This is a genomic window from Alphaproteobacteria bacterium LSUCC0684 (genome assembly GCA_041228335.1).
Classification (GTDB): Bacteria; Pseudomonadota; Alphaproteobacteria; order Puniceispirillales; family UBA1172.
Genome location: CP166130.1, coordinates 1,675,402 through 1,699,658 on the forward strand (window position 1 = coordinate 1,675,402; position 24,257 = coordinate 1,699,658).

23 protein-coding genes are annotated in these 24,257 nt (G+C 54.3%); 5 read left to right on the forward strand and 18 right to left on the reverse strand.

The genetic code is table 11. From position 1 onward, the window contains the following. Window positions 1–22 precede the first annotated feature (22 nt). From AB8880_08020 to AB8880_08045, 6 genes are all read right to left on the reverse strand, one after another. Entirely contained in the window at window positions 23–1,009 is a 987-nt protein-coding gene (locus AB8880_08020) for a BMP family protein (GenBank protein XDZ67047.1), read from the reverse strand. 39 nt (window positions 1,010–1,048) lie between these two features. Next, complete coding sequence (locus tag AB8880_08025; protein ID XDZ64873.1) at window positions 1,049–1,882, reverse strand: isopenicillin N synthase family dioxygenase; 834 nt, start codon at window positions 1,880–1,882, stop codon at window positions 1,049–1,051. 35 nt (window positions 1,883–1,917) lie between these two features. Beyond that, window positions 1,918–2,871: a nucleoside hydrolase gene (locus AB8880_08030; protein ID XDZ64874.1), complete on the reverse strand. Its 954-nt coding sequence runs from the start codon at window positions 2,869–2,871 to the stop codon at window positions 1,918–1,920. A gap of 27 nt (window positions 2,872–2,898) precedes the next feature. Continuing rightward, window positions 2,899–3,768 carry a ribokinase gene (locus AB8880_08035; protein XDZ64875.1) on the reverse strand — a complete coding sequence of 290 codons (870 nt, stop codon included), beginning with the start codon at window positions 3,766–3,768 and terminating at the stop codon, window positions 2,899–2,901. Window positions 3,769–3,847: 79 nt separating this feature from the next. Next, entirely contained in the window at window positions 3,848–4,723 is an 876-nt protein-coding gene (locus AB8880_08040; protein ID XDZ64876.1) for an urea carboxylase-associated family protein, read from the reverse strand. 76 nt (window positions 4,724–4,799) lie between these two features. Next, complete coding sequence (locus AB8880_08045; GenBank protein XDZ64877.1) at window positions 4,800–5,420, reverse strand: class I SAM-dependent methyltransferase; 621 nt, start codon at window positions 5,418–5,420, stop codon at window positions 4,800–4,802. 231 nt (window positions 5,421–5,651) lie between these two features. Between AB8880_08045 and AB8880_08050 the strand changes: the two genes are divergently transcribed. Next, window positions 5,652–6,662 (forward strand): MBL fold metallo-hydrolase, encoded by a 1,011-nt coding sequence (locus AB8880_08050; protein ID XDZ64878.1) that lies wholly within the window; start codon window positions 5,652–5,654, stop codon window positions 6,660–6,662. Window positions 6,663–6,678: 16 nt separating this feature from the next. Here the strand turns inward: AB8880_08050 and AB8880_08055 are convergent, their stop codons facing one another. From AB8880_08055 to AB8880_08065, 3 genes are all read right to left on the reverse strand, one after another. After that, window positions 6,679–7,554, reverse strand: a complete 876-nt coding sequence (locus tag AB8880_08055) for a glycine/sarcosine/betaine reductase selenoprotein B family protein (protein XDZ64879.1) — start codon at window positions 7,552–7,554, stop codon at window positions 6,679–6,681. 41 nt (window positions 7,555–7,595) lie between these two features. Further along, on the reverse strand, window positions 7,596–9,857 hold the full coding sequence (locus AB8880_08060; GenBank protein ID XDZ67048.1) for a DUF3604 domain-containing protein: 2,262 nt from the start codon (window positions 9,855–9,857) through the stop codon (window positions 7,596–7,598). Window positions 9,858–10,021: 164 nt separating this feature from the next. After that, a complete protein-coding gene (locus tag AB8880_08065; protein XDZ64880.1) occupies window positions 10,022–10,651 on the reverse strand; it encodes a LysE family translocator in 630 nt (209 codons plus the stop codon). Between the two features lie 144 nt (window positions 10,652–10,795). On the opposite strand from AB8880_08065, the gene AB8880_08070 reads away from it, so the two are divergent. Both AB8880_08070 and AB8880_08075 read left to right on the forward strand, forming a co-directional pair. Next, complete coding sequence (locus tag AB8880_08070) at window positions 10,796–12,031, forward strand: acyl-CoA dehydrogenase family protein (GenBank protein ID XDZ64881.1); 1,236 nt, start codon at window positions 10,796–10,798, stop codon at window positions 12,029–12,031. Then, window positions 12,028–13,062 (forward strand): phosphotransferase, encoded by a 1,035-nt coding sequence (locus AB8880_08075; GenBank protein XDZ64882.1) that lies wholly within the window; start codon window positions 12,028–12,030, stop codon window positions 13,060–13,062. Before AB8880_08070 ends, AB8880_08075 begins: the two co-directional genes overlap by 4 nt. 19 nt (window positions 13,063–13,081) lie before the next feature. On the opposite strand, the gene AB8880_08080 is transcribed toward AB8880_08075, so the two are convergent. Further along, window positions 13,082–13,486, reverse strand: a complete 405-nt coding sequence (locus tag AB8880_08080) for a rhodanese-like domain-containing protein (GenBank protein ID XDZ64883.1) — start codon at window positions 13,484–13,486, stop codon at window positions 13,082–13,084. 111 nt (window positions 13,487–13,597) lie between these two features. On the opposite strand from AB8880_08080, the gene AB8880_08085 reads away from it, so the two are divergent. Continuing rightward, window positions 13,598–14,350: an SDR family NAD(P)-dependent oxidoreductase gene (locus AB8880_08085; GenBank protein ID XDZ64884.1), complete on the forward strand. Its 753-nt coding sequence runs from the start codon at window positions 13,598–13,600 to the stop codon at window positions 14,348–14,350. Here AB8880_08085 and AB8880_08090 read toward each other — a convergent pair. After that, window positions 14,338–15,654: a UDP-glucose/GDP-mannose dehydrogenase family protein gene (locus AB8880_08090; protein ID XDZ64885.1), complete on the reverse strand. Its 1,317-nt coding sequence runs from the start codon at window positions 15,652–15,654 to the stop codon at window positions 14,338–14,340. The genes AB8880_08085 and AB8880_08090 overlap by 13 nt on opposite strands. Window positions 15,655–15,990: 336 nt before the next feature. Here AB8880_08090 and AB8880_08095 point away from each other — a divergent pair, with 336 nt between their 5' ends. Further along, window positions 15,991–16,689, forward strand: a complete 699-nt coding sequence (locus AB8880_08095) for an FKBP-type peptidyl-prolyl cis-trans isomerase (GenBank protein ID XDZ64886.1) — start codon at window positions 15,991–15,993, stop codon at window positions 16,687–16,689. Window positions 16,690–16,704: 15 nt separating this feature from the next. On the opposite strand, the gene AB8880_08100 is transcribed toward AB8880_08095, so the two are convergent. From AB8880_08100 to AB8880_08130, 7 genes are all read right to left on the reverse strand, one after another. After that, a complete protein-coding gene (locus AB8880_08100; protein XDZ64887.1) occupies window positions 16,705–18,384 on the reverse strand; it encodes an ABC transporter ATP-binding protein in 1,680 nt (559 codons plus the stop codon). A gap of 7 nt (window positions 18,385–18,391) precedes the next feature. Then, window positions 18,392–19,315, reverse strand: a complete 924-nt coding sequence (locus AB8880_08105; GenBank protein XDZ64888.1) for an ABC transporter permease — start codon at window positions 19,313–19,315, stop codon at window positions 18,392–18,394. Window positions 19,316–19,327: 12 nt separating this feature from the next. Then, entirely contained in the window at window positions 19,328–20,281 is a 954-nt protein-coding gene (locus tag AB8880_08110; protein XDZ64889.1) for an ABC transporter permease, read from the reverse strand. 143 nt (window positions 20,282–20,424) lie between these two features. Continuing rightward, the gene (locus tag AB8880_08115) at window positions 20,425–22,092 is read right to left on the reverse strand and encodes an ABC transporter substrate-binding protein (GenBank protein XDZ64890.1); all 1,668 of its coding nucleotides are present in this window, start codon (window positions 22,090–22,092) and stop codon (window positions 20,425–20,427) included. Window positions 22,093–22,268: 176 nt separating this feature from the next. Next, a complete protein-coding gene (locus AB8880_08120) occupies window positions 22,269–22,874 on the reverse strand; it encodes an amino acid synthesis family protein (GenBank protein XDZ64891.1) in 606 nt (201 codons plus the stop codon). Then, window positions 22,865–23,731 (reverse strand): alpha/beta fold hydrolase, encoded by an 867-nt coding sequence (locus AB8880_08125; protein XDZ64892.1) that lies wholly within the window; start codon window positions 23,729–23,731, stop codon window positions 22,865–22,867. The genes AB8880_08120 and AB8880_08125 overlap by 10 nt, the downstream gene beginning before the upstream one ends. After that, on the reverse strand, window positions 23,731–24,120 hold the full coding sequence (locus tag AB8880_08130; protein XDZ67049.1) for a RidA family protein: 390 nt from the start codon (window positions 24,118–24,120) through the stop codon (window positions 23,731–23,733). Before AB8880_08130 ends, AB8880_08125 begins: the two co-directional genes overlap by 1 nt. Window positions 24,121–24,257: the final 137 nt, after the last annotated feature.

Below are 24,257 nucleotides of genomic sequence, written 5' to 3' on the forward strand. Positions count from 1 at the left end.
GCGTTACTGCCTTACTGCGGAATTAATACGGGCAGCTGGAATCACTTTCGTAATTATGCACCGACACTTTGCCAGAAAGAATGTCGCTGCGCGCCTTTTCCACGGCCGCTTTGAGATCAGCTGAAATCAGGCTGGCGTTGTTGTCATCAACAGCCCAGTCCACGCCGCCTTCAGCGACACCAAGCACCTGCACGCCTGAAGAGAAATTCCCGTTCCTGGCATCCATGAAGGTTTCATAGGCTGCCACATCAACGCGCTTGAGCATCGAGGTCAAGACCGAGCCCGGGGCAAGCCCGTTCTGATTGGAATCGACACCAATAGCAAGCTTGCCGGCATCGGCTGCGGCCTGGATCACCCCAAGTCCGGTCCCGCCTGCCGCATGATAGACAACGTCAGCGCCGCGGTCGATCTGGGATTTGGTCAACTCAGCCCCCTTGGCCGGATCATTCCATGCCGATGGGGTTGTGCCGGTCATGTTCTGGTATACATCTGCCGATGCATTGACTGATTTGACCCCGCCAACATAGCCGCAGGCAAACTTGCGAATGAGCGGAATATCCATCCCGCCTACAAAACCGACCTTGCCTGTCTTGCTGGCCAGCGCTGCCGCTACACCGACAAGATAGCTGCCTTCATGCTCCTTGAACGCATACTGGCGCAGGTTTGGGGCATCCAGCCAGGATACATCGATGATGGAAAACTGGACATCCGGATATTCTGCTGCAACCTTGGAGATGGCGTCTGCCTGGGCAAACCCGACACCAAGCACGATGGTGGCCCCGCGCTCAACCATGCGCCGCATGGCCTGTTCACGCTGGGTTTCGTTGGTTACTTCAAATTCCATTACGGAAATGCCGGTTTCTTCGGTGAATTTCTTCACCCCGTTCCAGACACCTTCGTTGAAGGATTTATCGAATTTCCCGCCCATATCAAAGATTACGGCAGGCTTGATCTCCGCGGCAGTCGCCGCAGAAGCAAGTAACAATACAGCGCCGATGACCGACACCATAAATGTGCGAATTGTGCTCATTTCTCATAAACTCCCATTTTATTTGAGGCCGATTTCCTTCAACCTCTGTTGCAAAAACATATCTGCTGTAAACCCATCTTTCAACGCCGCATCGGGTCTGGGATGCAAAAACATCGGCATCGAATACCGGGAGGTATTTTCCTGCTGATCCGGATTAACCACCCGGTGGGTTGTGGATGGATAATACCCGTTCGTTGCAAGAGATAACATATCCCCGTTATTGATCGTGATCATCCCCGGGTCACAGGATACACTATGCCAGTTCCCATCACGGTCCATGGCTTCCAGCCCCGGTTTCGAGCCTGCGAGCAGCAGCGTGATCAGATTGATATCTTCATGGGCGGCGGCGCGGATCGCCCCTGCTTCATGCCCGTCTCTGACGGGCGGATAATGGAGAATCCGGAAAAGACTCTGCTCACTGCCCTGCATCATCGAGGCAAGGGATGCAGGCATGCCTGCCCGGACTTCGGCGGGCATTTCGGCATCAAGCCAGCCAAGCAATTCCTGACCAAGAGCAACCAGATCACCGTATAGATCGCGCGTCAGATCAGCGATGGAATCCGGCACACGCCCCCAGCTATAGACATGATAAAATTCTTTTAGATCCTTGGCTTTGGCATCTTTGGCGTTTTCCGAAAGAAAGGGGAAATATCCGTCCTGATCATCGGGATCACGCAGCCAGTCCATTTTCTCGTCGCTGGCAAAAAACTCTCCCCATGCGGCATAGGCATCATCGATGCGCATATGAGAGATCGGATGATTTTCAAGAACGGCAAAGCCGGTTTCACGCAAGGATTCCGCCAGCATCGCCGACGCATTCCCGGCCGTATAATCAACTTTTTTTACTTCCATGAACACCTCACCTCTTCAGGAAGTTATTAAAATACCTATTCAGCCTTCATGCGTAATGATTTCATTCTGTCACTTTCCCGGCAAATGTCCAGAAATGTCTCACGAACGTCGGCGATATCCGCGTTCATCGCCACCCGCACCGGATGACGCCCGGATGCAGCCCTGATTGTCTGGCCGATGCGCTCCCCTTCGGTGATCACCTCAATCGGCATGGCCTTGAAGGTTATGAGTTCTGGATTAGTGATGGCGATAACGGCGGTCGGATCATGCATCAGGCACACATGCTCTCCGACTACGCCATGATAGAAATCGATATAGAAAGCTGTAATATTTTCAAGAAACCCGCCAATTTCAGGAGCTTCCCCGGCAAGAGCCTGAAAATGGCCCGCGTTGCAGGTGATCGTCTGGGTGATATCAAGACCGATGAGATCAATATCCCATCCCGCGGCAAACACCTTATCGGCAGCATGTGGATCGTTCCAGATATTTGCCTCCGCATATGGGGTGACATTGCCCTTGCATTCAACCGCACCACCCATGATCACCAGTTTGTTGACATGCTCGACAATCCCGGGGTCATAATCAAGCAATCTTGCGATATTGGTCAACGGCCCAACCGGGCAGAGGATCACCTCGCCACTATGGGCGCGGCAGGTTTCCGAAAGATAGATATGCGCCGGTCTCGGGTCAGGTGCCCGGGACGGCTTGACCGCGGGCATGTGACCAAATCCTTCATCGCCATGCACGTAATGCGAAGGCGGGTTCATCATCATTGAAATCGGCCGCTCCGCCCCCGCCGCCACCACCGCGGGATAGGCAGCCTGTTCGGCAAGATAGAGCGCGTTGCGCGTTGCCTGCTCAACATAGACATTGCCAAAGATCGTGGTAAGCCCGAGCACTTCCAGCCGTTTGTCCGCAAAGGCGTAATGAATTGCCATGGCGTCATCAATGCCGGGATCGGTGTCGATAATGATTTTCTGGGCGCTCATATCTGTCTCTTTTCTGCCAAAACAGTATCATGAAAAGTGTTGGCTCAACTCAGCACGTGTCGGGATTGCAGCGCTTGCCCCCGGCCGGGTGACCTGGATCGCTGCGGCCTGGGAAGCAACCCTCATGGCGTCTTCCATGGATGCACCCCCATCAAGCATGGCCAGCACATAGCCAAGATAGGTATCGCCTGCACCTGTTGTATCCACGGCTTTCACCGGCAGAGCCGGGACGGTAAATTCACCTTCCACGCCAATATAGCGTGAGCCTTGCTTTCCCAGGGTGATGATCAGATGCTTTATCCCAAGTTCTTCGGGTGCAGTATCAAAATGCGCGGACAAGGCTTCTGCCTCTACCGCATTCACAATCAGGAGATCAACCAGCGGCAGAAGCTCGGCTGTAACTTCGGCAACAAATGGCGCCGCGCTGTAACAGATATAAAGCCCTTTTGCCCTTGCCTCTTTCAGAAAGGGCGCCGCGAGGTTCGTTTCGTTCTGGGTCAGTGCCCAGCCTCCCTCACCTGCGTTGCCGAGAAAATCAGCGATGAGTTTCTCCGGCAAGGACGCGTTGCTGAGCGGCGCCAGGATGATCTGATTTTCAGCGCTTCCCTCATCCACCGCGACAATGGCATGACCCGATGGCACCTCACCAAGGATGACATGATCGATATTGACCCCGGCCTCCATCATGGGAGCAAGCCAGCGCTCATCCCGGGTGTTGATCATGCCGGCATGAAAGACCGCTCCACCAGCCCGGGCGATGGCGATGGACTGGTTCGCCCCTTTGCCCCCCAATGCCGCCTCATAACTGGATGCGGCAAGGGTTTCGCCGGGCTCTACGAGATGCGGCATGGTGTATATGTGATCGATATTGATCGACCCGAGATTAAAGATTGCCATTGCTACGCTCTTCCTTCAACGGATGTGACGGATCGCCATTCTTTCCTGAGACCAAGGAGACGGATCATATCATCTTTCGTCAAGATCTTTTGGGCTGGCGGCCATGCGTCCGATCATAGGCCGAAGAAATCGCCCCGGACCAGCCCGCCATCACGTCAGGATCGGGACGCCAGATTTCCACCACCAGCGGAAAACATGCCGCCAAGTCCGATGAATGGGTCGTGGAACAATCCCCGCCCGGGCATGCCGAAAGCCCGCCAATAAGATCAATTTCAGCAACAAACTCAATGAAGTCACCCGGGCGGACCGGGCTTGCCTTCATGAAATACTGATGCGTGTCGAGGGTAAAACCGGTGCACATGAAAACATTCAACACGTCATGGACCAGCATCTCGGCATCGTGAAGATCTTCACCAAGATAATCCGACAGCGCGCGCGTCAGGTTGGAATGGCAGCAGTGATGGTAATCCACACCGCCCAGAAGACGCGCGGTATATGGATCACACCGGGTGCCGATCACATCATGAACCGAGCCGCCAAATTCATCCCAGCCGTACCAGTCCAGCGTGTCATGGGTGATCGTGGCCATCGGCCTCATATGGGGGAAGGTGGACCACATCTGGTCACCGGTGGAAAGATGGGTGCCATGAAGGGCCCTTGTCTTGCCTGAATAAAACTTTTCCTGCGGGTTGTCTTTTGACCACAGATTGAGATCGCCGACCTGTGGGCCTTCGCTGCTGACAATCCGGAAAAAGTGACCTCTAGGCACGGTAAAACATCGGGCATCCCGTGGCGGAACAATCACGGTATCGATTTTTTCCATGGTGGTGCGCGCCGCCTGATAGCGTGCCATTTCCGGTACAGGCAGCGTATCAACCGGATAGCAGATCACCGGCTCAATCTCTTTGCGACGGGCAGCATCGGCAGGCGGCGGTGTTTGGGGGGTATATTTCATCCTTCTCTCCCTTGAGACCGGCTCCACGAAAGGCGTAACCGGCAGGATATGTTCAGTCTATCCAGCACCAAAACAATCATTTCTTCTTAAGCCCGATGATACGGGAATTAAGCCCGATTGCCGGCATATGGTCCCCGTATTCATCAAAGACGAGATCAGCAATGCCTTCTCTTGTGACCGCATCAACGGTTTCAGGATATTCCTTGAATTCCAGCGTATGATCATTGAGGGAGAAGACAAAAATCCCCTCAGGTTCAAGTTTGGCCAACACATCCCTGATGGTGGAAGCCGGGGCATGACCTGTAGCGATCACGCCCATGGCGGTCATATGCCTGAACTTGCCAGGTTCAAAATCAAAGGGGTTTTCGGTCGTGACCAGCAGCAGATCCTGATAGACGTTATCAAGGATACGCGCCTTTTCCAGCATTGATGGGTTCATGTCGCTGCCGGTAATGCGGGTAAAGCCGGCGGCATGCAATGCCTTGCCTGAAATACCCGTGCCGCACCCGATATCAAGGATGGAGGCATCGCGATCCGGCTCAAGCAATGCCAGTGCTGCTGCGCATCGTTGCGGGGTGACATAGCCATGGGACAGGACGGTTTCATCATAGCTTGCCGCCCAGTCGTCATAAATTGCCATGATCTCATCATGGGTGTGGCTGTTATATACACGCTTGAAAAACTGATTTTCCGTCATTGCTGATCTCCCCCATCAATGGTGCCACAAACAATATCAGGATAACAGAGGAACAAGATATTTCCGCGAAAAAACCCTTTTCATCCATTGCTCTTGTTGTTTGGGGATCGGGCAGGTAGGATCACTTCATTACACCTCAAAATTTCAACATCTTCCTGATAGCATTCCATTCATGAGACCATATCCAATTCAAGCAACGGTGTCTGTTTCCTTTGCGCAATGGGGATTGCCGTGGAAAAGATAGAAATTGATCCGCCCGCCCGGGGGAGCATGCGCCAGGTGGCTGATGATGTTTTCTGGATGCGTTTTGATCTGCCCTTTCGACTTGATCACATCAATCTCTATGCGCTGGATGCGGCCGATAGCTGGATCCTTATCGATTGCGGAATAAACACAAAGGAGACCGTAGAGCATTGGGATCAACTGCTGGGAGGCCCCCTTTCGGGCAAACCCGTCTCAAGAATAATCGTCAGTCATTATCATGTGGATCATATAGGTTATGCCGGCGCACTTGCCGAGAAAACCGGTGCAGGCATCTGGATGAGCCAGGAAGAAGCACGCCAGGCCCAGACACTCAAGGCGCTTATGTCCGGAGAGTTTTCCAGGCAACTGGAAGCCGCCTATCGAAGCTATGGCCTTGATGAGGACGCGATCGCCGATGCCCGCGAAGATGATGGCCGATATTCGAAATTTGTAACAACACTGCCGGATATCAATATTCTGGCACAAGGTGACATCATTTCATCAGCTCGCGGAAACTGGGAAGTTCGCACCGATCAAGGTCACAGCCCGGGGCAGATCGGTCTGACCGATAAAGAACGCGGGATCTACATCGCCATCGATTTCCTCTTGCCCCGGATTTCGCCCAATGTCTCCACCGATTTCCGCTTTCCCGAAATTGACAAACTGGGTCAGTACCTGACCTATCTTGAAAGCGTGTCCACCCTGCCTGATGACATGATGATTCTTCCCGGACATGACTGGCCATTCCGGAAAGGCGGGCAACGCGCGAAGGCATTGATCGATCATCATCACCAGCGGCTTGATCTGCTGCGCGATGCGGCGGTGACAACACCTATTTCCACCGCCATGGCCATGCAGCTGCTTTTTGGGCGCGTTTTCAACCCGCATGAGCTGTTCTTTGCGGCAGGCGAAGCCAGGGCACATCTTGGCCATCTGGTACATCTGGGTGAATTCCGGACAAAAATGGAAGATGGGATTGAGCTTTACTTTCCTGTCTAGAACACTTGTGCAATGCTCATGAGCCATCTCTTTGCCGCACCCGGGCAGCTTCAGCCTTGCCTGCATCAAAGGCTTTGCGTCTTGCGGCGATCTCCTCAAAGGTCAGCTTGTCCGGATTGGCGTAATCGGCCTTCCATCCCTTTTTGCCCTTCCATATTTGCGGCGAAACCCATGTTGTCCGCGGGGCTTCGGCGCGGGCCAGCAGATCAAGCGCCAGTGCCAGCGTCTCCTGCTGTGAGGCTTCATCCCGGGGCTGGCCGGCTGCGTTACCCAGTGGGAAATCGCTGAAAAGAAACCTCGGAACCCCCGCGTGTTCGATGATATCCCGCGCGCATCCCATGATCACCGTTGGAATACCCGCCTCTTCGAGCGCCCGGGCAGCCAGTGCGACCGACTGATGGCAGACCGGACAGTTCGGCACCAGCAGCACCGCATCGATCGGCCTTGATTTTACCCGATTGACCAGATCAGGGCAGTCGACTTCGAGCGTAGTGCGATGCGACCGGTTTGTTGGCAGGCCAAAGAAGATCTCCGCCACTTTGCCGATCCGCCCTTCCCGCTCAGCCTTCGCCAAAGCCGCAAGAGGGAAATAGGTGCCGATATCCTCGGCGGTGGTATGATCGCGATCTATGGCAATATGTGATATCCTGAGATCCGGCATCGTTGCCGTTGATCCCTCATAGACTTTGTAGAATTTGGCCGCGGCATTATACGGCGCGCCCGGCCCCTGATCCCCGCAATCGGCTTGAAACGGAGCCGCGGTTGTGACAATCGCCACTTCAGCCTCTGCCATTGACATCTTCATCGGACAGAATGGCACCGCTTCAAAATGCGCCCACCGGTACGGGGTATCGTAACCAAGCGCCAGATAATAGGAGCGTGTCCTTTGCATATATGCGATGGGATCTTCCCCGGGGCCGTGCTGTCTTGCTGTCATCGATAAATATATATCGGGCTTGTCCAGGTCAGGGTTCCGTCTTCCTGGGTGATACGAATATAGATCGGGTTGTCTCCCGCCGGCTTGAGGTTGATCTGCCGGCGGATCGACATCGAAAGATGGGTATTTTCATCCGGCAGGCGGAAAAGCTTGAGATAGCGTGGCAACACCCCGCTTGCATCAAACACCTCATCTTCATAGCCGATATCTTCAATGGGGACTCCAGCCTTGATGAGCGGTGTTTCGATCTTGAGCGTGCCGCTATAGGGATCACGAAGCCACATATCGAAGCCGCCGATATTACCGGTGGTCAGCGCCCGCCAGGCCAGAGCATTCGGCGCGGTATGATCAAGTGTTTTATCTCGGTTGAAGAAGTTTATGGGGGTTGAATGTATCACCTCGTTTTCAGAGAGAAACGCCGAACCATCCCAGATTACCTGCCGGAACCGGCCGCGATATTCCGCCCCTTCCCACAAAACCCTGATCCGTGCGCCAAGATCTTCGCGGGCAAACGGACGGATCGTCTCCAGATGGTCAAGCCCGTTGAAAAGATCCACCCGCTCAATCGGGGAACTGGTACGGATATCGACCTTCAGCTCAACCTCACCGGATGGCAGGTGGATAATATCACCCATGGTAGCGCTGTCAGCGGGACAGCCCGTATCCCGGCCATGGCGAGGATCATCGTGAAAGAGAACACCCGGGGAGGAAAACTCGGCATTCAGCGTGACAAGAGGCCGCCCATGCGCACCACCGGTGGTGGCATAATGATGCCGCTTGCGGATTGCGTCCATGATTGTCGCGCGATCAAGTTGGGGGATCAGGAAACAGGTAAGCCCGCCAACAGCCCCAAACAGCGATGCGCCGGGATAACTGGCACCAGGGCGGCCCTTATGACCATCGGAATTCGCCACAATCCCGACCCGGTAGCCAAGGCTGAACGCATCCTCAAGAAGCCATTCAAACGTGCCCCAACTGGAGTGAATTTCAACCGATTTCTCAAACCTGCCGTCATGGGCAAGCGCAATATCGGCGTAGCGGCCACCGCAATGGGCATAGACCACCACATCCTCTTCGCCATGACGGGCAAAAGCTTCAAAGAGTTCGGTTGCCGAATGGCAGTCTGTGTCAATATCGGAGCGGTCCGCGACAAGCGCATGGGATGAGCGGCGGATGGTTCGGCCTTCTTCGGGAAAATACACGTTCCGGTCACCGCCAAGCCCGGTATTGCCGGACCATTCATACCCGGGGAGTGCAACAAATCGCCCCGGCTCATCATATGCTGCCGTGAGATGATCAAGATGGCGCCAGAATTCCCCGGTGATCTGAAAATCATTTCCCTGATGACCTGTTGCATCAACAAAGGCCTTGTCGCGGGCAAAGGCAAAATATTCTTCGGCCGAACCTGTGCCGATGGTTTCCTCAGACTGGCCATGCAGATCACCCCAGAAATGACGGGAGACAGGATTGCCTTCAATGCGGATCGGATTGCTGGTGCATAGTATCTTGCCCGCATCATCGGCGAAGGCGATCATCAGATCGGCGTCTTCCTTTACCTGCAGGCCATCCAGACTGACAGAAAATTCCCCGGGCTTCAGGGTCACTCTCTCGGGAAGTCCTTCCACCGGATGGCTGGCTTTCGGGAAAAGGGTGATATCACATTTGTCCGAGGGATTGCCCCATCTATCCTCCCCTTTGATACGGATGGAAAAGGTTTCCTCCGGCGCCCGGATGGTCGGGCCAATGGCAATATACCTTTCCGGTGCACCCGGCACGATCCGGATTACGGGTTGGTCCGGTACCGGCTGATAGCAATAAGTTGCAATCGGGTCGATAAGCGTATGAAATTCATAGCTCTCTTCACAGAAAGTCTGCAGCCGCATCCCCGGCGAGCCGCCTGATCTGTCACCAAAGGTGATGGTGATCGTATCACCTTCCTTCAGGAACCCGCGTACCACCTTGATGTAAACCGTTCTGTCCCAGGGACGGACATTGCCCTTTGGATCGTAATGATACTGCAGCACGGCGTTGTTGGATGCCTTGATCGTGGTGTAGTTCGGGCCTTCCGGGTTTTCAAACTGCGGACGCGTCTGATCACTGGCAAAGCGGAAGCATACCCGCATGGATCCACTGTCGTCGATGCCGAATTTCCCGGCCGTATAGGTCAGCGTAAAGGTCTGGTAGCTGCCGGCCTCAAACGATCCCGATGGCGCCAGCGTCACTGAACCTATCTCATGTTCAGGAACGGGAAAGGCCATGGGTGAGCTTGTCTCTCCCCCGGTTCCCCCGCCAGCTGTTCCTAAATGAATATCATCCCGGCTACCGAGCGGTATTTCAGTCACCACGTCACTCCTTTTACGCTATCCTGCAAAAGACTATATGTTTCAAGTTCTGGCAGAGCAAGGCTGGAGGAGTGTTACTTCTAAACACGACGGAACGCTGCCACGGCCGCCAGACCAAGCAGAACACCCCCGCCAAGACCATGGAGAAAACGCAAGGCTGTTCCCCCGGTAAATCGTGACCGAACATGTCCGGCCAGAAGGGCATAGAGGCCTGCGTTCAGCGCTCCAAGACTAACGAACGTGGCAATCATGACAACAAACTGGGGCAGGACAGGGCTAGATTGATCGAGAAACTGCGGCACAAAAGCCACGAAAAAGCCGATGGATTTCGGATTGAGCGCGGTCACGATAGCAGCATCCCGAACCGCCCCATTGAGCGCTGGAGAAGATGATGTTTCCTCTGATTGTAACTTCACGCTGGCATTCCTGGCGTTAAGCAGCAAACGCAGGCCCATCACCCCAAGATAGATGGCGCCAACCCATTTCATTACGAGGAAAAGCGTGGCCGATGCCGCCAGCACGGCACCAAGCCCGGCAAGGCTGACTGTCATGGCAATGAAATCACCGAGCGCCACCCCCGCCACCATTCGAAAGGCAACCTTCGGCCCGCGACTGAGGGCATAGGAAAGAACCAGAAGTATTGTCGGCCCCGGGACAATGAGCACCAGCAAGGTTGCGGCCGTGAACGCGAGCCAGATATCAAGGGCCATTCCTCATCCTCCTCATCGGAGTTTGACCGATATGCTCACCCCGGATCAAGAAAACTCTTCAGCCCCCAAATCCTGCGACTATTGATGCGTTGATCCCCGTCGGTCTTTGCCCTAGCATCGGGATATATCGGAAAGGGTAATATCATGGATTTTGAATTTTCCCCCAAGGTTCGCGACCTTGTCAGCAAACTTGAAGATTTCATGGATGCCCATATCTACCCGATGGAACAGGTGTTCCAGGATCATATGGACAGCACCGACAACCGGTTCCGCACCCCCCCTTTTTTTGAAGACCTGAAAGCAACGGCGCGGGAAAATGGGCTTTGGAATCTGTTTCTTCCCGGCAAGCTCGGGGCAGGTGAATTCGGGGCAGGGCTCACTAATCTTGAATATGCCCCGCTTGCCGAGATCATGGGCCGCGTCATCTGGGCGCCGGAGATTTTCAACTGCAATGCACCGGATACCGGCAATATGGAAACCCTCTTTCTTTATGGCACCGGCGCCCAGAAGGAACGCTGGCTGAAACCGCTTCTTGCCGGTGAAATTCGCTCTGCTTTTTCCATGACCGAGCCTGATGTGGCCTCATCCGATGCAACAAATATCCGCTGCTCGATCAAACGCGATGGGGATGAATACATCATCAATGGCCGCAAATGGTGGACAACAGGCGCCATGCGCGAGACCTGCGAGCTTCTGATTGTCATGGGCAAGAGTGATCCGGACAACCCGGACAGGCACAAACAGCAATCGATGATCCTCGTCCCCAAGAATACGCCCGGGGTTCGTATCTTGAAGCATTATTCGACCCTTGGCTATGACAGCGCACCTTTCGGTGATCCGATGATCGAATACGACAACGTGCGTGTTCCGGCCGAAAACATCCTGCTTGGGGAAGGGCGCGGATTTGAAATTGCCCAGGGGCGTCTAGGGCCCGGGCGAATTCATCACTGCATGCGCCTTATCGGCGGAGCCCAGCGCGCGCTTGAAATGGTGCTTGAACGGGTGGAAGAACGCACAACGTTCGGCCGCAAGCTGAGCCAGCATCAATCGATCCGCGAAGATATCGCCAATTCCTGGTGTGAGATCGAGCAGGCCCGCCTGCTCACCCTCAAGGCGGCGGCAAAAATGGATCAAGAGGGCAACAAGGCTTCGAGGGATTATATTTCCGCGATCAAGATCGTTGCCCCGTCCATGGCCCAGCGTGTTATCGACCGTGCCATGCAGATCCACGGCGCGTTGGGCCTGACCGAAGCCCTGCCGCTTGCCGGACTATTCAACTATGCCCGCCAGATCAGGCTCGCTGATGGCCCGGATCAGGTGCATATGATGGTCCTTGGGCGTGATCTGGTGCGCAAACACAACATCGGGCCCTCATCGTGACAGGTAAGGACCCTGCCTTAAGTTTCGATCACCGCCTTCTCGGGCTTTACCTTGAGAAGCACATCCCGGGATTCAGAGGTCTTGAACACATCACGAAGATCAGTGGCGGGCAGTCCAACCCGACATTCCGCCTCGATGCCGCAAGCGGTGCCTATGTGCTGCGGCGTCAACCCCCTGGCGAATTGCTTAAATCCGCCCATGCGGTCGACAGGGAATTTCGTATCATGGCGGCGCTTGCGGATACAGCAGTGCCGGTTGGCCGTGTCTTTCATCTGGCCCAAGACAGGGAAATCATCGGCAGCATGTTCTATGTCATGGAGTATCTCAACGGCCGGACCTTCTGGGACCCGCTGATCCCTCTGTTGACCAATGAAGACCGCGGGCTTGTCTATGATGAAATGTGCCGCGTGCTTGCGGCTATTCATCAGGTTGATATCACCAAGGCCGGGCTTGAAGATTACGGCCGTCCGGGGAATTACTTTGAACGCCAGTTCCATCGCTGGCAGCGTCAGTATTACGACAGCGAAACCACCGCCATCCCAGCAATGAATGAGCTGATTGCCTGGCTTCATACAAACATGATCGCCGATGATGGCCGGTTTTCAATCGTTCATGGGGATTTCCGGCTGGATAATCTGATCTTTGCACCTGATGGTCCACGTGCCATTGCCATGCTGGACTGGGAGCTTTCCACCCTGGGGCATCCGTTGGCGGACCTCGCCTATCAGTGCGGGCTTTGGCGGATGCCTCCCGGCGCAATTCTGAGCGGATTTGGCGGTCTTGACCGCACCAGCTACGGCATCCCGTCAGAAGATGCATATATTGAAACCTATTGCCGACATACCGGCATAGACGGGATTACAAACTGGCCCTTCTATCTTGCGTTCGGGTTGTTCCGGATAGCCGCCATTGCCCAGGGCGTCCGCAAAAGAGCAGACCTCGGCAATGCTTCAAGTCCGCGGGCCATGGAGCTTGGCCAACTTGTTGATCCCATGGCAAGACTGGCCATGTCCATTCTTGAGGAAGGATAAGCCTTAAAGGTTACCTTTTTCAGGTTCTTTCTTCGGGAAACTCAACGGGACCGCCATGTTCAGCCCAGGTTGAAAATCCTTCTTTCAGGTGGGCCGCCTCAAAACCCATGTCCTGCAATGTCGCAACGGTAAGCGCCGACCGCCAGCCAGAGGCGCAGTGAAAGACAAAACTTGCCCTTTCACGGGCAAAAATCTCCTTGAAATACGGGCTTTCAGGATCAACCCAAAACTCGATCATGCCGCGTGGGGCGTGGAAACTTCCGGGGATATATCCGCTGCGTTGACGTTCACGAACATCACGAATATCAACAACAACAAGATCAGGATCATCCAGCCGGGCGATGAGATCCGCGGTCTCAATTTCTTCGATCCGCGCCCTTGCTCTCGTCACCATTTCACCTGACGTTATCTTGAGCTTGCCCATGGTATTCTTCCTCCTTTCCCGGCCTTATACCTTTCGCCTCTTATCGTCATGTTGACGCTAAATACCCCATAAGGCAACATGGACCATCGCGAAAAAAGAGGAGCTACCAACATGACTGCCAGACCACTTGCCCTTGTCACTGGTGCCGCCCAGGGGATAGGCTTTGCGGCCGCACAGAAACTCAGCGAAGACGGGTTCCGCATCCTCCTTGCAGATATCAACAAGGATGGCGTCATTGATGCGGCCGGGCGTATCGGAGAGGATAGCGTCGGCCTTGCCTGCGACATGGGCAACAGCGATGAGATAAACGCGATGTTTGACCATATCAGCGAGGCGTTCGGCCCGCTGACGGTGCTGGTGAATAATGCAGGTATCGCCCGCCCAGGTGATTTCCTTGATACCAGTCTTGAAGATTTCAAGGCGGTGATTGATGTCAATCTGACCGGCACGTTCCTCGCTACCCAGCGTGCCGCCCGCATGATGGTCGATCACAAGATCAAGGGGGCGATCATCAACATGTCGTCGATCAACGCCGTTGTCTCCATTCCGACCATTCCGGCGTATTGCGCCTCCAAGGGCGGGGTGATGCAGCTCACCAAGGCAACATCTCTGGCGCTGGCCCCCCATGGAATCAGGGTCAATGCCGTTGGACCGGGCTCGATCGATACGGAAATGCTGGCGGGAGTCAACGCCAACCCTGATGCGATGCAGATGGTCATGTCGCGCACCCCGCTCAAACGTATCGGCCGGCCAGAAGAAATCGCCAGCGTCATCGCCTTCCTTGCCAGCGATGCCGCCTCATATATCACCGGAGAGACAATCTATGCCGATGGGGGCAGGCTCGGGATGAACTACACCTGTTGAGGCCGGCCGATATTCGAAACCATCAACCCGGCCCTGCCCAAGGCTGCAGGATCATAGATATTCCTGAGATCGACCACAATATCACCTCGCATGGCTGAAGCGAGATCAGCAGGGGCAAGTGCCCTGAATTCGTTCCACTCGGTGACAATGACCGTGATATCTGCCGATGAAACGGTTTCAAGAGCGCTCTTGCAGTAATTGACATCTTTGGGCAGAAGCGGGGCGGCCTGTTCCATGGCCGCGGGATCATAGGCGTTGATGCTTGCCCCGGCTTCCATCAAGAGGGGGATCATGTCCAGGGACGGGCTGTCCCGCATATCATCGGTTTCCGGCTTGAAGGCAAGGCCCAGAATGGCAATGACTTTCCCGCTCACGTCACCACCTGCAGCGGCAATAACCCGGGCTGCCATGGATTTCTTGCGCGCATCATTGTAGCGGACAACATCCTCCACGATGCTGACGGAAGCATTGAAATCCTCGGCGGTTTTGACCAGTGCAAGCGTGTCTTTCGGAAAACAGGAGCCGCCATATCCCGGCCCGGGATGGAGAAACTTCCCCCCGATCCGCTTATCAAGCCCCATGCCTTTCGATACATCATGCACATCAGCACCGACTTTTTCGCACAAGTCCGCCATCTGGTTGATATAGGATATCTTGACCGCAAGAAAGGCGTTGGCGGCGTATTTGATAAGTTCAGATGTCTCAAGACTGGTGAACAGGATTGGCGTTTCAAGAAGATAGAGCGGACGATACAACTCCCGCATGACGTCACGCGCCCGCGCGCTGTCGGTGCCGACAACAACGCGGTCCGGGCGCATGAAATCGGTGATGGCGGAGCCCTCCCGCAGAAATTCAGGATTGGAGGCGACATCCACATCAGCATCGGGATTGGCCTCAGCCAGAATGGACGCGACCTTCCGGCCCGTTCCAACCGGCACGGTGGATTTGGTCACCACAACCGTATAGCCAGAGAGATGTTCGGCGATCTCCCTTGCCGCGGCGTAGACATAGCTCAGATCCGCGTGCCCGTCGCCTCGACGTGCCGGCGTGCCCACGGCAATGAATACCGCATCGGCACGCGCAACAGATGCCGCCAGATCCATGGTGAAATCAAGCCTGCCAGCGGCGGCGTTACGGGCAACAAGATCCTCAAGACCAGGTTCGTAGATGGGAATCTCACCATTTTTAAGGCGTTCGATCTTGTCGCTGTCCTTGTCTACACAGGTGACATGAAATCCAAACTCAGAGAAACATGCGCCCGAGACAAGCCCGACATATCCCGTTCCAATAATGGTAATTTTCATGGTCCTGTTACCGTCCAGTTAAACATCTCAGCAGGCAGGCAATGCTGCCCGAAGTATTTCAATTTTCTTTTAAGGTAATTTTACAAAGAAATAAACATCTTCCCCTGAGGCTGAGGAGGCGTGGAAGCAACTCCATTCCCATTAGGGGCAATTTCAAACCGTCAATGCGCAGCATCAGACCTCAGGCGAGATGAATATAAAGGTTGCATTTCCATCTGCGCACTCTACGGTGATAGTATACAGCAACAGCTGATGGCAGCTTTGGGAATGCGTATGCCCGTTTTCAGCATAATCCTGAGGAAGGCAGTTTTCGTCTTCGCAATATTGGTGACTCTCATGACATCTGCACAAGCGGGAGATCTTGAAATCGAAGTTGTGGCCGTCGGCGATGGCATAATTGCCGAGACGGGGATGCGTGTATCGGTTCATTACCGGGGAGAGCTGCTGGATGGCACGGTCTTTGATGATTCATCGAGGCGCGGCCAGCCGATCAGTTTTGTCCTCGGCCAGGGGCAGGTCATTCCGGGATGGGAGCAAGGCATTGCCGGCATGAAAGTCGGGGAAAAGCGAATACTTACCATTCCCCCTGAACTTGGATACGGCAGCGCCGGTGCTGGCAATGTCATCCCGCCTGATGCAACGCTGATCTTCCATGTGGAACTCATGGACGCGGCGGAACCGGTCACCCTTGTTGAGGCCACGCCAGAAGACCTCAAATCCGCGCGAGATAGCGGCGTGACAATCATTGACATCCGCCGTGAAGATGAATGGGCTTCCACCGGCGTTATTGAAGGTGCGCATCTGATCACGGCCTTCACCGAACAAGGACAGCTTCACCCCGAATTTCAAGAGAAGTTTTCAGCACTTGTGCCAAACCGTGAAGTCCCTGTTTTGCTTTACTGCCGAACAGGAAACAGATCATCTGTTCTGGGGCAGGCACTCATCAATGAGCTTGAATTCATCAACGTGACGCATCTGACGGATGGTATGATCGGCTGGCTCGAAGACGGACACCCCGTTACGGACTATAAATAGAGCACAACGAAATCTTTACTTCATCCTGGCAATAGCCGCATCACCGATATTATCTACCCCGCGCGTCTCAAGCAGCCGATCAAGCCAGGTTGGATCCATATCCGGAACCGAGCCGAGTAGCAACTCGGTATATGGATGATGCGGAGGGGCAAAAACCTCCGATTTCTGGCCTTTTTCAACCACCAGTCCATCTTTCATGACGATGACCTGATCCGCAATGGCCCGGACCGTTGCCAGATCATGGGTGATAAACATATAGGAAAGGCTGAGCTCTCCCTGCAGGCGATCAAGAAGTTTCAAAATCCCCTCGGCAACGATTTGATCAAGGGCGCTGGTGACTTCATCGCAGATGATGATGCTGGGTTCAGCGGCGATGGCACGGGCAATCCCGATACGCTGTTTCTGGCCGCCTGAAAGCTCCGACGGAAGACGGTCGATATACTGATCGGGCTCCATCTCAATCATGCGCAAGAGATCACGCACCCGTTCATCGAGCGCTTTACCCCTGAGCCCGAGAAACATGCTGGCCGGACGCCCGAGAAGTTCGCGGATACGAAGTTTCGGGTTAAGGGCGGTATCCGCCATCTGATAGATCATCTGTATCCGGCGCAATTGATCACGGCTTCGGCTTCCGTAGCTGGCCGGAAGTTGTTCACCTTCAAAAAGGACCTCCCCCTCACGCGGGGTCAAAAGGCCTGTTATCACCCGGGCCGTCGTCGACTTGCCGCTTCCGGATTCCCCGACTACGGCAACCGTACGCCCTTTGCTTATGCTGAAGGACACATCTTTGAGCACATCAACATGGCTGGAATAGCCTGCGGTGATATTCCGGATTTCCAGGACGGGGGCTTGGGCTTTGTCTTCCTTCTTCTCCTTGCGCACGAATTTTCGTACGGCCCAGAGTGACTTCGTGTAGTCTTCTTTTGGGGATTTCAACATGGTTTTTGTTGACGCCTGTTCTACCTCATCCCCCTTCAGCAGCACCTTGATCTTGTCTGCCATCTGGGCTACCACCGCCAGATCATGGCTGATATAGATCGCCGCGGTATTAAATTCCTTGACGATTTCACGGATAGCTGCCAGCACTTCAATCTGGGTGGTGACATCAAGCGCCGTGGTCGGCTCATCAAAAATGATAAGGTCCGGACGGCAGGAAAGAGCCATCGCCGTCATTGCGCGTTGCAATTGACCACCTGAAACTTCGTGGGAATAGCGAAAACCAAAATTTTCCGGATCAGGCAAATTCATTCGATCAAAAAGATCAATTGCATAGGAAACCGCATCTTCACGGGCCATGACACCATGCTGGAGCGGCGCTTCGGCAAACTGGTCAATGAGTTTATGCGCGGGATTGAAACTGGCGGCAGCGGACTGGGCAACATAGGCGATGCGGCGGCCACGCAACTGGCGAAGCTGATCCCTGCTCTGGCTTAACAGATCAATGCCGTCAAAGGTGATGGAGCCTTCGGTTATCTTGCAGCCATCACGGGTGAAACCCATGGCAGCAAGACCAAGCGTGGACTTTCCGGCGCCGGATTCGCCGATGAGTCCCAGCACCTCCCCGCGGTTGAGGTCAAGATCCACCGAATTGATAATATCAATCCAGGTTTCGTCACTGCGCCCCTTGATCGACACATTACGCATCTGGAGCAAAAGCTCCTTGCCGCTGGATTTAGCCTTCTTGCGCATGGTCATGGGTCACCTATTCCTTCAGGCCACTGGCCCGATGCAGTAGCCAGTCGACCACAAAATTCACGGCAATCGTCAGGAAAGCGATAGCTCCGGCCGGTATGAGCGGCGTTATATCGCCAAAGCTGATCAGTTCCGCGTTATCCCGCACCATGGATCCCCAGTCAGCGGTAGGCGGTTGCAGGCCAAGCCCCATAAAGGAAAGCGCGGATATCATCAGGAAAACAAAACAGAATCTGAGGCCGAATTCGGCGGCAAGCGGGGCCAGAGCGTTGGGCAGAATTTCCCGGCTGATCAGGTGAAACGACCCCTCTCCCCTCAATTTGGCCGCCTCAATATAATCAAGCTGAACAATATTGAGCGCAACCGCCCGCGCAATACGGAACACACGGGTGGAATCAATCGTTGCAATGACCAGAACCAGACTGACAACGGATGTGCCGAATATCGTCAGCATGAGTAGCGAGAAGATCAGCGACGGGATCGCCATCAGCACATCAACAATGCGGCTGAGCACCTGATCGATGATACCTGATTTCAGCGCCGCATAAATGCCGAGCAGCGTCCCCATCAGGAAAGCAAGCGAGGTTACCAGAAAAGCTATGCCTACCGTGTTGCGGGCACCATAGATGAGGCGGGTGAAGACATCGCGGCCGAGATTGTCTGTTCCGAGCCAATAGGTGGAAGACCAGGGTTCAAATGATCCGGCAAGAATATCGGCTTCACCATATGGTGCAATAATCGGCGCGAATACAGCGCAGACGACATAGATGAGGATAACAAAGATGCCGAGGCTCGCGGTTAATGGCAGGGTGCGGACAATCTTGGCAAGATCATTGCCAACCACCCGAAGAAGAACTTCACGAAATACATACCCGACACCGAGTGCACCACAGGCAACAACAACAACCCAGAGAAGGAAATTTAAGATGATCATCTTTTCCTCCCCTTATCGTTGCCGCATCAGGCGCGGGTTCGAGATGGTGGAAATGATATCGGCCAGAAGGTTAAGCCCGACATAGGCGCTGGCAAAAACAAGCGACGTTGCCTGCACAACCGGGATATCACGGAACTTCACCCCATCGACCATAAGCTGCCCCAGGCCAGGGAAGACAAAAACGATTTCTACAATCACGACACCTGTAATCAGATAGGCAAGGTTGAGCGCAACCACGTTGACGATCGGCGCAATGGCGTTCGGCAGGGCGTGCCGGGTGATAATTCGCCGGGGCCGTATTCCTTTAAGATGGGCCATCTCGATATAGGGAAGGGCAAGAATGTTGATGATGGCGGCGCGAGTCATCCGCATCATATGGGCCGTCACTACAAGTGTCAGGGTTAGCGCCGGCAGAAAACAGATATAAAGTTTTTCGAGCAACGGTGTGTTGGCGTTGATATTAGCCATGGAAGGAAAATATCCCGTCAACGCCAGAAGATAGATGAGGATATACCCCACAAAGAATTCCGGCATTGAAATCGACGCCAGCGCCGATGCATTTGAAATGCGGTCAAAATAGCCGTTGCGGAAAAGCGACGCCATCATCCCGAGCACCAGCGAAAGCGGCACCGCAATACATGCGGTATAAAGGGTCAGGAACAAGGTATTTTCAAGACGCGGGGCTATCAGGCCAATGATCGGCTTGCGAAGAGCAAGCGAATTGCCAAAATCTCCCTGCAGCATGCCGCCAAGCCAGTTCAGGTATCGGATATGAGCCGGCAGATCGAGCCCGAGTTCACGGCGGATGGCCGCCACGGTTTCAGGTGTAGCCTGCTGGCCCAGAATTTCCTGGGCCAGATCCCCCGGCAGGGCTTCGACCGAGAGAAATATGAGCAAGGACAGCATGATCAGTGTCAACACACCGAGCGCCAGTCTTTTAACTATCATCAGGATAAGATTTTTCATTTCAGTCTATCAAGCCAGGTTTCAGCTGAAGATTAAAACTGTCGATTGGATAAAAAAATTTTCAAGGTCGGATAGATCGGTTTTGGGCAAGTGGAAAGCCATGAATATGGCTTTCCACAAAATTGTTTATCCAGTGGTCAAGCTTACGCAGTCCACCAACGACGAGCGCAGAGATGCCCGTCAAGCTCCCAGTTGTTTGCAACCTGGCCAGGAACGTTGACGGAAGAGCGATAGCCCATGATCTCACTGAGGAAGACCGGCAGAATGAGCCCGCCATCCGTGTGAACAATACGCTGCATTTCTACATATTTCTCACGGCGCTTGGCTTCATCGGTCTCGGACCGTGCCTCAACCAGCAGTTTGTCGAACGACGCGTTCTTCCAGTGGGTGTCGTTCCAGTCCGCCTTTGAGTAATAGATCTGTGAGAAGATCCAGTCCTCGGTCGGACGGCCGCTCCAGTAGCAGGCCGACCATGGCTTGACCATCCAGACATTGGACCAGTAGCCATCGTTAGGCTCACGCACGACTTCAATGTCGATGCCGGCAGCTTTGGCGGACTCGCGCATCAGTGCACCAGCGTCAACCGCACCAGCAAAACCGGTATCAGCGGCATGGAACTGAACCGAAAGGCTGCTTAGTCCAGCTTCCTTGAGGTAGAACTTTGCCTTTTCCGGATCGTATTCACGCTGTGGCAACTCATCGGTGGTCGCCCGGAAATAGTTCGCCGGCCCAACCGGGTTATCGTTACCAAGCTGGCCATATCCATAGAAGATTTTGTCAAGAAGTTCCTGACGATTGAGCATATGCTTCATCGCATTCCGGACATTCTGATCGGTGTATGGTTCCATGTCGCAGAGCATCGGCATGGTAGCCTGCTTGTTACCGGTGGAGATCAGTGTCTTCACGTTCGGCATGTTGCCGAGGCGCTTTGCTGTCTTCGCCGGAACGTTGTTGATAGCATCGACCGCACCCGTGGAAAGCGCAGACATCCGCGCGGTCGGGTCGTTGATCCCGAGGGTTTCGACTTCATCAAAGAAGGAGTCATTCCCGGTGTTCCAGTAATTGGCGAATTTCTTCGTCAGTGTCCGCACGCCTGGCTCATGCTCGGCAAGGACATAGGCGCCTGCGCCGATACCCGACTGCCAGTCAATGGTTTCGTCCCCGTTGGATGGGCAGATATTGAGGTGATAGTCTGAAAGCAGGATCGGCAAATCGCCATTACCTTCATTCAGCTCGATAATCACGCCGTCTTTGCCATCGGTGCGAATAGAGGCAATGCCGGAAACAACACCGCTACCACCAGACTTGGAATCCGGCCCCATGTGATGGCGGATTGAATCGACGATATCGGTCGAGTCCAGGGTCTTGCCATTATGGAATTCCACGCCCTTGCGGACATTGAACTTCCATGTCTTGGCGCCGTTGGATGCTTCCCAGCTTTCGACAAGATCACCTTGTGCCGAACCATCTGGCATGATCTTTGTCATATTCGGGCGAACCTGCCCCATGGATACGTTGATCATGTAGGCATCAAGGATCTGGCCCGGATCAAGAACATCACTGGTAGCACCACCGGTGATCCCGATTTTCAGCCGTCCGCCAGCCTTGGGCGTTGCGGCAAGAACTTCTTCAACTACCGTAGACGCGCCGGTAAGCGACACACCAAGAGCCAGCGCCCCGGTCATGAAACCACGACGGCCGATCTTGCCCGACGCATAGCTTTCCTGAAGTTTGTCTGCTTTGATCTGAGTTTCCCTATCCGATACCTCGGCAGAGATTTTGTATTTTTGGCAATTGTCAGAATTTTCCAATTCTTCCTCCCTTATTGGATTACCCTTATATTACGTTAAATTGCAAGCATAGCGCTTTGCAAGTTTTTAATGCACTTGTGCACATCTTTGATCATTCAGTTGTAATTTTATCCTTCTCGTTTCAGGCTCTCCTCTTTTTTGTTTTGATGATGAGCGGCACCTCTACTCGACTGATTTCAGACACCAGCCGGGTTATCCAGATCCGCCCCTATTGAAGCCAGATCACTGTAGCGGTCACCGATGCGGTGATGCGGCCGTCCGCCGGTTGCGCCACCAAAGGCCGCGATCAGTTCATTTCCGGCCGGCGCATCGGCAATATGCATCTGCACGGTCAGGTAATGTGATCTGCGGCCCGTATCGTTTTTATCCATCAGCGGAATATTGATCTGGGTATTGGCGGGACCGCGCGTATTGGTAAACCCGAGATAGGATTTACCCTGAACCGCCTTGCGAAAGAAATTCCCGAAATGAAGGGTGTGGATAAGCGCCGAGCCATGCTCAAGTTCGCAATCCACGCCAGCCATGGCTGCCTTGCCGAAAGCTTCGATCGCATCACCTGAACCTCCGGCAAGTTTCAGCATCTCTTCGGTCAGTTTTTCGCCCAGTATGGGGCCGAACGCCCTGATCTCCGGCATCAGATCTTCAACATAGCCGCGCCCTGCCCAGGGATTCCGGACAACCGCGGCGGCGCCGAAAATTTCAAGCGGCGGCGAGGCTTCCTTTTCACCATCGACAAGCACCGTCTCTTTATATGTGACAATTTTCCGGATGATCAGTTCCATGAATTTTCTCCCTTGATCATGGTCTTTTCTTGTGGCGGCATGGATTTTCCCGATGGCAGTTGATCCAGAAAACGCAGCAAAGGGGGATTGAAAATCTCCGGCGCTTCCATCATCGCCATATGCCGCAGCCCATTCAGCACAACCAGTTCCGCGCCTTCTATTTCCCGTGCAATGGCAGCGCTCATCGCCGGATGATTGCCGAAATCTTCATCCCCGGTCATGACAAGAGCCGGACATCTGACGGGCGGAGATGGTGAAATCAGTTCATCCACACCATCGACCAGAACCTGATAAATCGGCGGGTAGATCCCGGGATCATTCGCCATGACCCAATCCTTGACCTGCTGGATCACCTGAGGGGCTTTCGCGCGAAAATCTTCGGTAAACCAGCGCTCAATCGCTGCATCCACCGTAGCCGCGGGGCCGTGCTTTTCGGCCTGATGGACGCGCGCCTGAATCGAGTCATGTTCGGCGCTGGTTCTTTGATGGGGAGAATGCAGAACAACGAGCGCCATCGTCATTTCAGGATAGGTCATGGCAATCCGGCGGGCAATCATCCCGCCGAGGGAAAATCCGGCAATCACCGCGTTTTCATATCCGAAATGCTCAAGGACACTTGCCGCCTGATCGGCAAAAAGACCAAGGCAGGGCGTTTCAGGCGGCGGCGGTGAGACGCCATGTCCGAACAGATCATACGTTATCACCGGGCCGCGTTCCGCCAGCGCATCAATCTGGGCTGCCCACATCTCCTGATTAAGCCCGAGCCCGTGAATCAGAAGTATCGGCACCCCTACCTTGCCCCTTTCAAAAAGACGGCAGAACGTGCCGTCAACTGTTGTGCTGCCGGTTCGGATCATCAGACGTCTTCAGGCCTCCATGCAACGACTTCAACCTCAACGCGGACATCCACCAGCAGATCATTTACCACCGCCGAGCGGGCGGGAGGATCATTGGGGAAATATTCCGCATAGACGGCATTGAAGCCGGGGAAATCTTCCCGGGAGGTCAGCCAGACCATGGCTTTCACCACGTCCTCCATGCCGCATCCGGCCATCTTGAGAGTCGCCTTGATATCTTCTAGCACCGCGCGGGTCTGATCTTCGATCGTGCCATCGGTCATGACCTTGCCGTCCTTCATGGGCACCTGGCCGGTCAGATACACAAAATCCCCTGCCCGAACAGCCCGCGAAAGCGACAGTCTGCGGCCATTGATAATGAGCGGATCGCCAATGACCTTCTTTCCCATCATGCCCCCCATTCTTACTGTTGATTACATAAAGGCTGGGCCAGCCCGGGGATAAGTATTTGCAATTTTTCGGCACAAGATGACCAAAAATTTATGCTGATCGCGACGCTACACCATAGGCTAAATACAGGACTTGT

Coding starts and splice junctions, on each gene's coding strand:
- AB8880_08020 (XDZ67047.1), bottom strand. CDS start 1,009: ATGGTGTCGGTCATCGGCGCTGTATTGTTACTTGCTTCTGCGGCGACT.
- AB8880_08025 (XDZ64873.1), bottom strand. CDS start 1,882: ATGGAAGTAAAAAAAGTTGATTATACGGCCGGGAATGCGTCGGCGATG.
- AB8880_08030 (XDZ64874.1), bottom strand. CDS start 2,871: ATGAGCGCCCAGAAAATCATTATCGACACCGATCCCGGCATTGATGAC.
- AB8880_08035 (XDZ64875.1), bottom strand. CDS start 3,768: ATGGCAATCTTTAATCTCGGGTCGATCAATATCGATCACATATACACC.
- AB8880_08040 (XDZ64876.1), bottom strand. CDS start 4,723: ATGAAATATACCCCCCAAACACCGCCGCCTGCCGATGCTGCCCGTCGC.
- AB8880_08045 (XDZ64877.1), bottom strand. CDS start 5,420: ATGACGGAAAATCAGTTTTTCAAGCGTGTATATAACAGCCACACCCAT.
- AB8880_08055 (XDZ64879.1), bottom strand. CDS start 7,554: ATGCAAAGGACACGCTCCTATTATCTGGCGCTTGGTTACGATACCCCG.
- AB8880_08060 (XDZ67048.1), bottom strand. CDS start 9,857: ATGGCCTTTCCCGTTCCTGAACATGAGATAGGTTCAGTGACGCTGGCG.
- AB8880_08065 (XDZ64880.1), bottom strand. CDS start 10,651: ATGGCCCTTGATATCTGGCTCGCGTTCACGGCCGCAACCTTGCTGGTG.
- AB8880_08070 (XDZ64881.1), top strand. CDS start 10,796: ATGGATTTTGAATTTTCCCCCAAGGTTCGCGACCTTGTCAGCAAACTT.
- AB8880_08080 (XDZ64883.1), bottom strand. CDS start 13,486: ATGGGCAAGCTCAAGATAACGTCAGGTGAAATGGTGACGAGAGCAAGG.
- AB8880_08085 (XDZ64884.1), top strand. CDS start 13,598: ATGACTGCCAGACCACTTGCCCTTGTCACTGGTGCCGCCCAGGGGATA.
- AB8880_08090 (XDZ64885.1), bottom strand. CDS start 15,654: ATGAAAATTACCATTATTGGAACGGGATATGTCGGGCTTGTCTCGGGC.
- AB8880_08095 (XDZ64886.1), top strand. CDS start 15,991: ATGACATCTGCACAAGCGGGAGATCTTGAAATCGAAGTTGTGGCCGTC.
- AB8880_08100 (XDZ64887.1), bottom strand. CDS start 18,384: ATGACCATGCGCAAGAAGGCTAAATCCAGCGGCAAGGAGCTTTTGCTC.
- AB8880_08105 (XDZ64888.1), bottom strand. CDS start 19,315: ATGATCATCTTAAATTTCCTTCTCTGGGTTGTTGTTGTTGCCTGTGGT.
- AB8880_08110 (XDZ64889.1), bottom strand. CDS start 20,281: ATGAAAAATCTTATCCTGATGATAGTTAAAAGACTGGCGCTCGGTGTG.
- AB8880_08120 (XDZ64891.1), bottom strand. CDS start 22,874: ATGGAACTGATCATCCGGAAAATTGTCACATATAAAGAGACGGTGCTT.
- AB8880_08125 (XDZ64892.1), bottom strand. CDS start 23,731: ATGATCCGAACCGGCAGCACAACAGTTGACGGCACGTTCTGCCGTCTT.
- AB8880_08130 (XDZ67049.1), bottom strand. CDS start 24,120: ATGGGAAAGAAGGTCATTGGCGATCCGCTCATTATCAATGGCCGCAGA.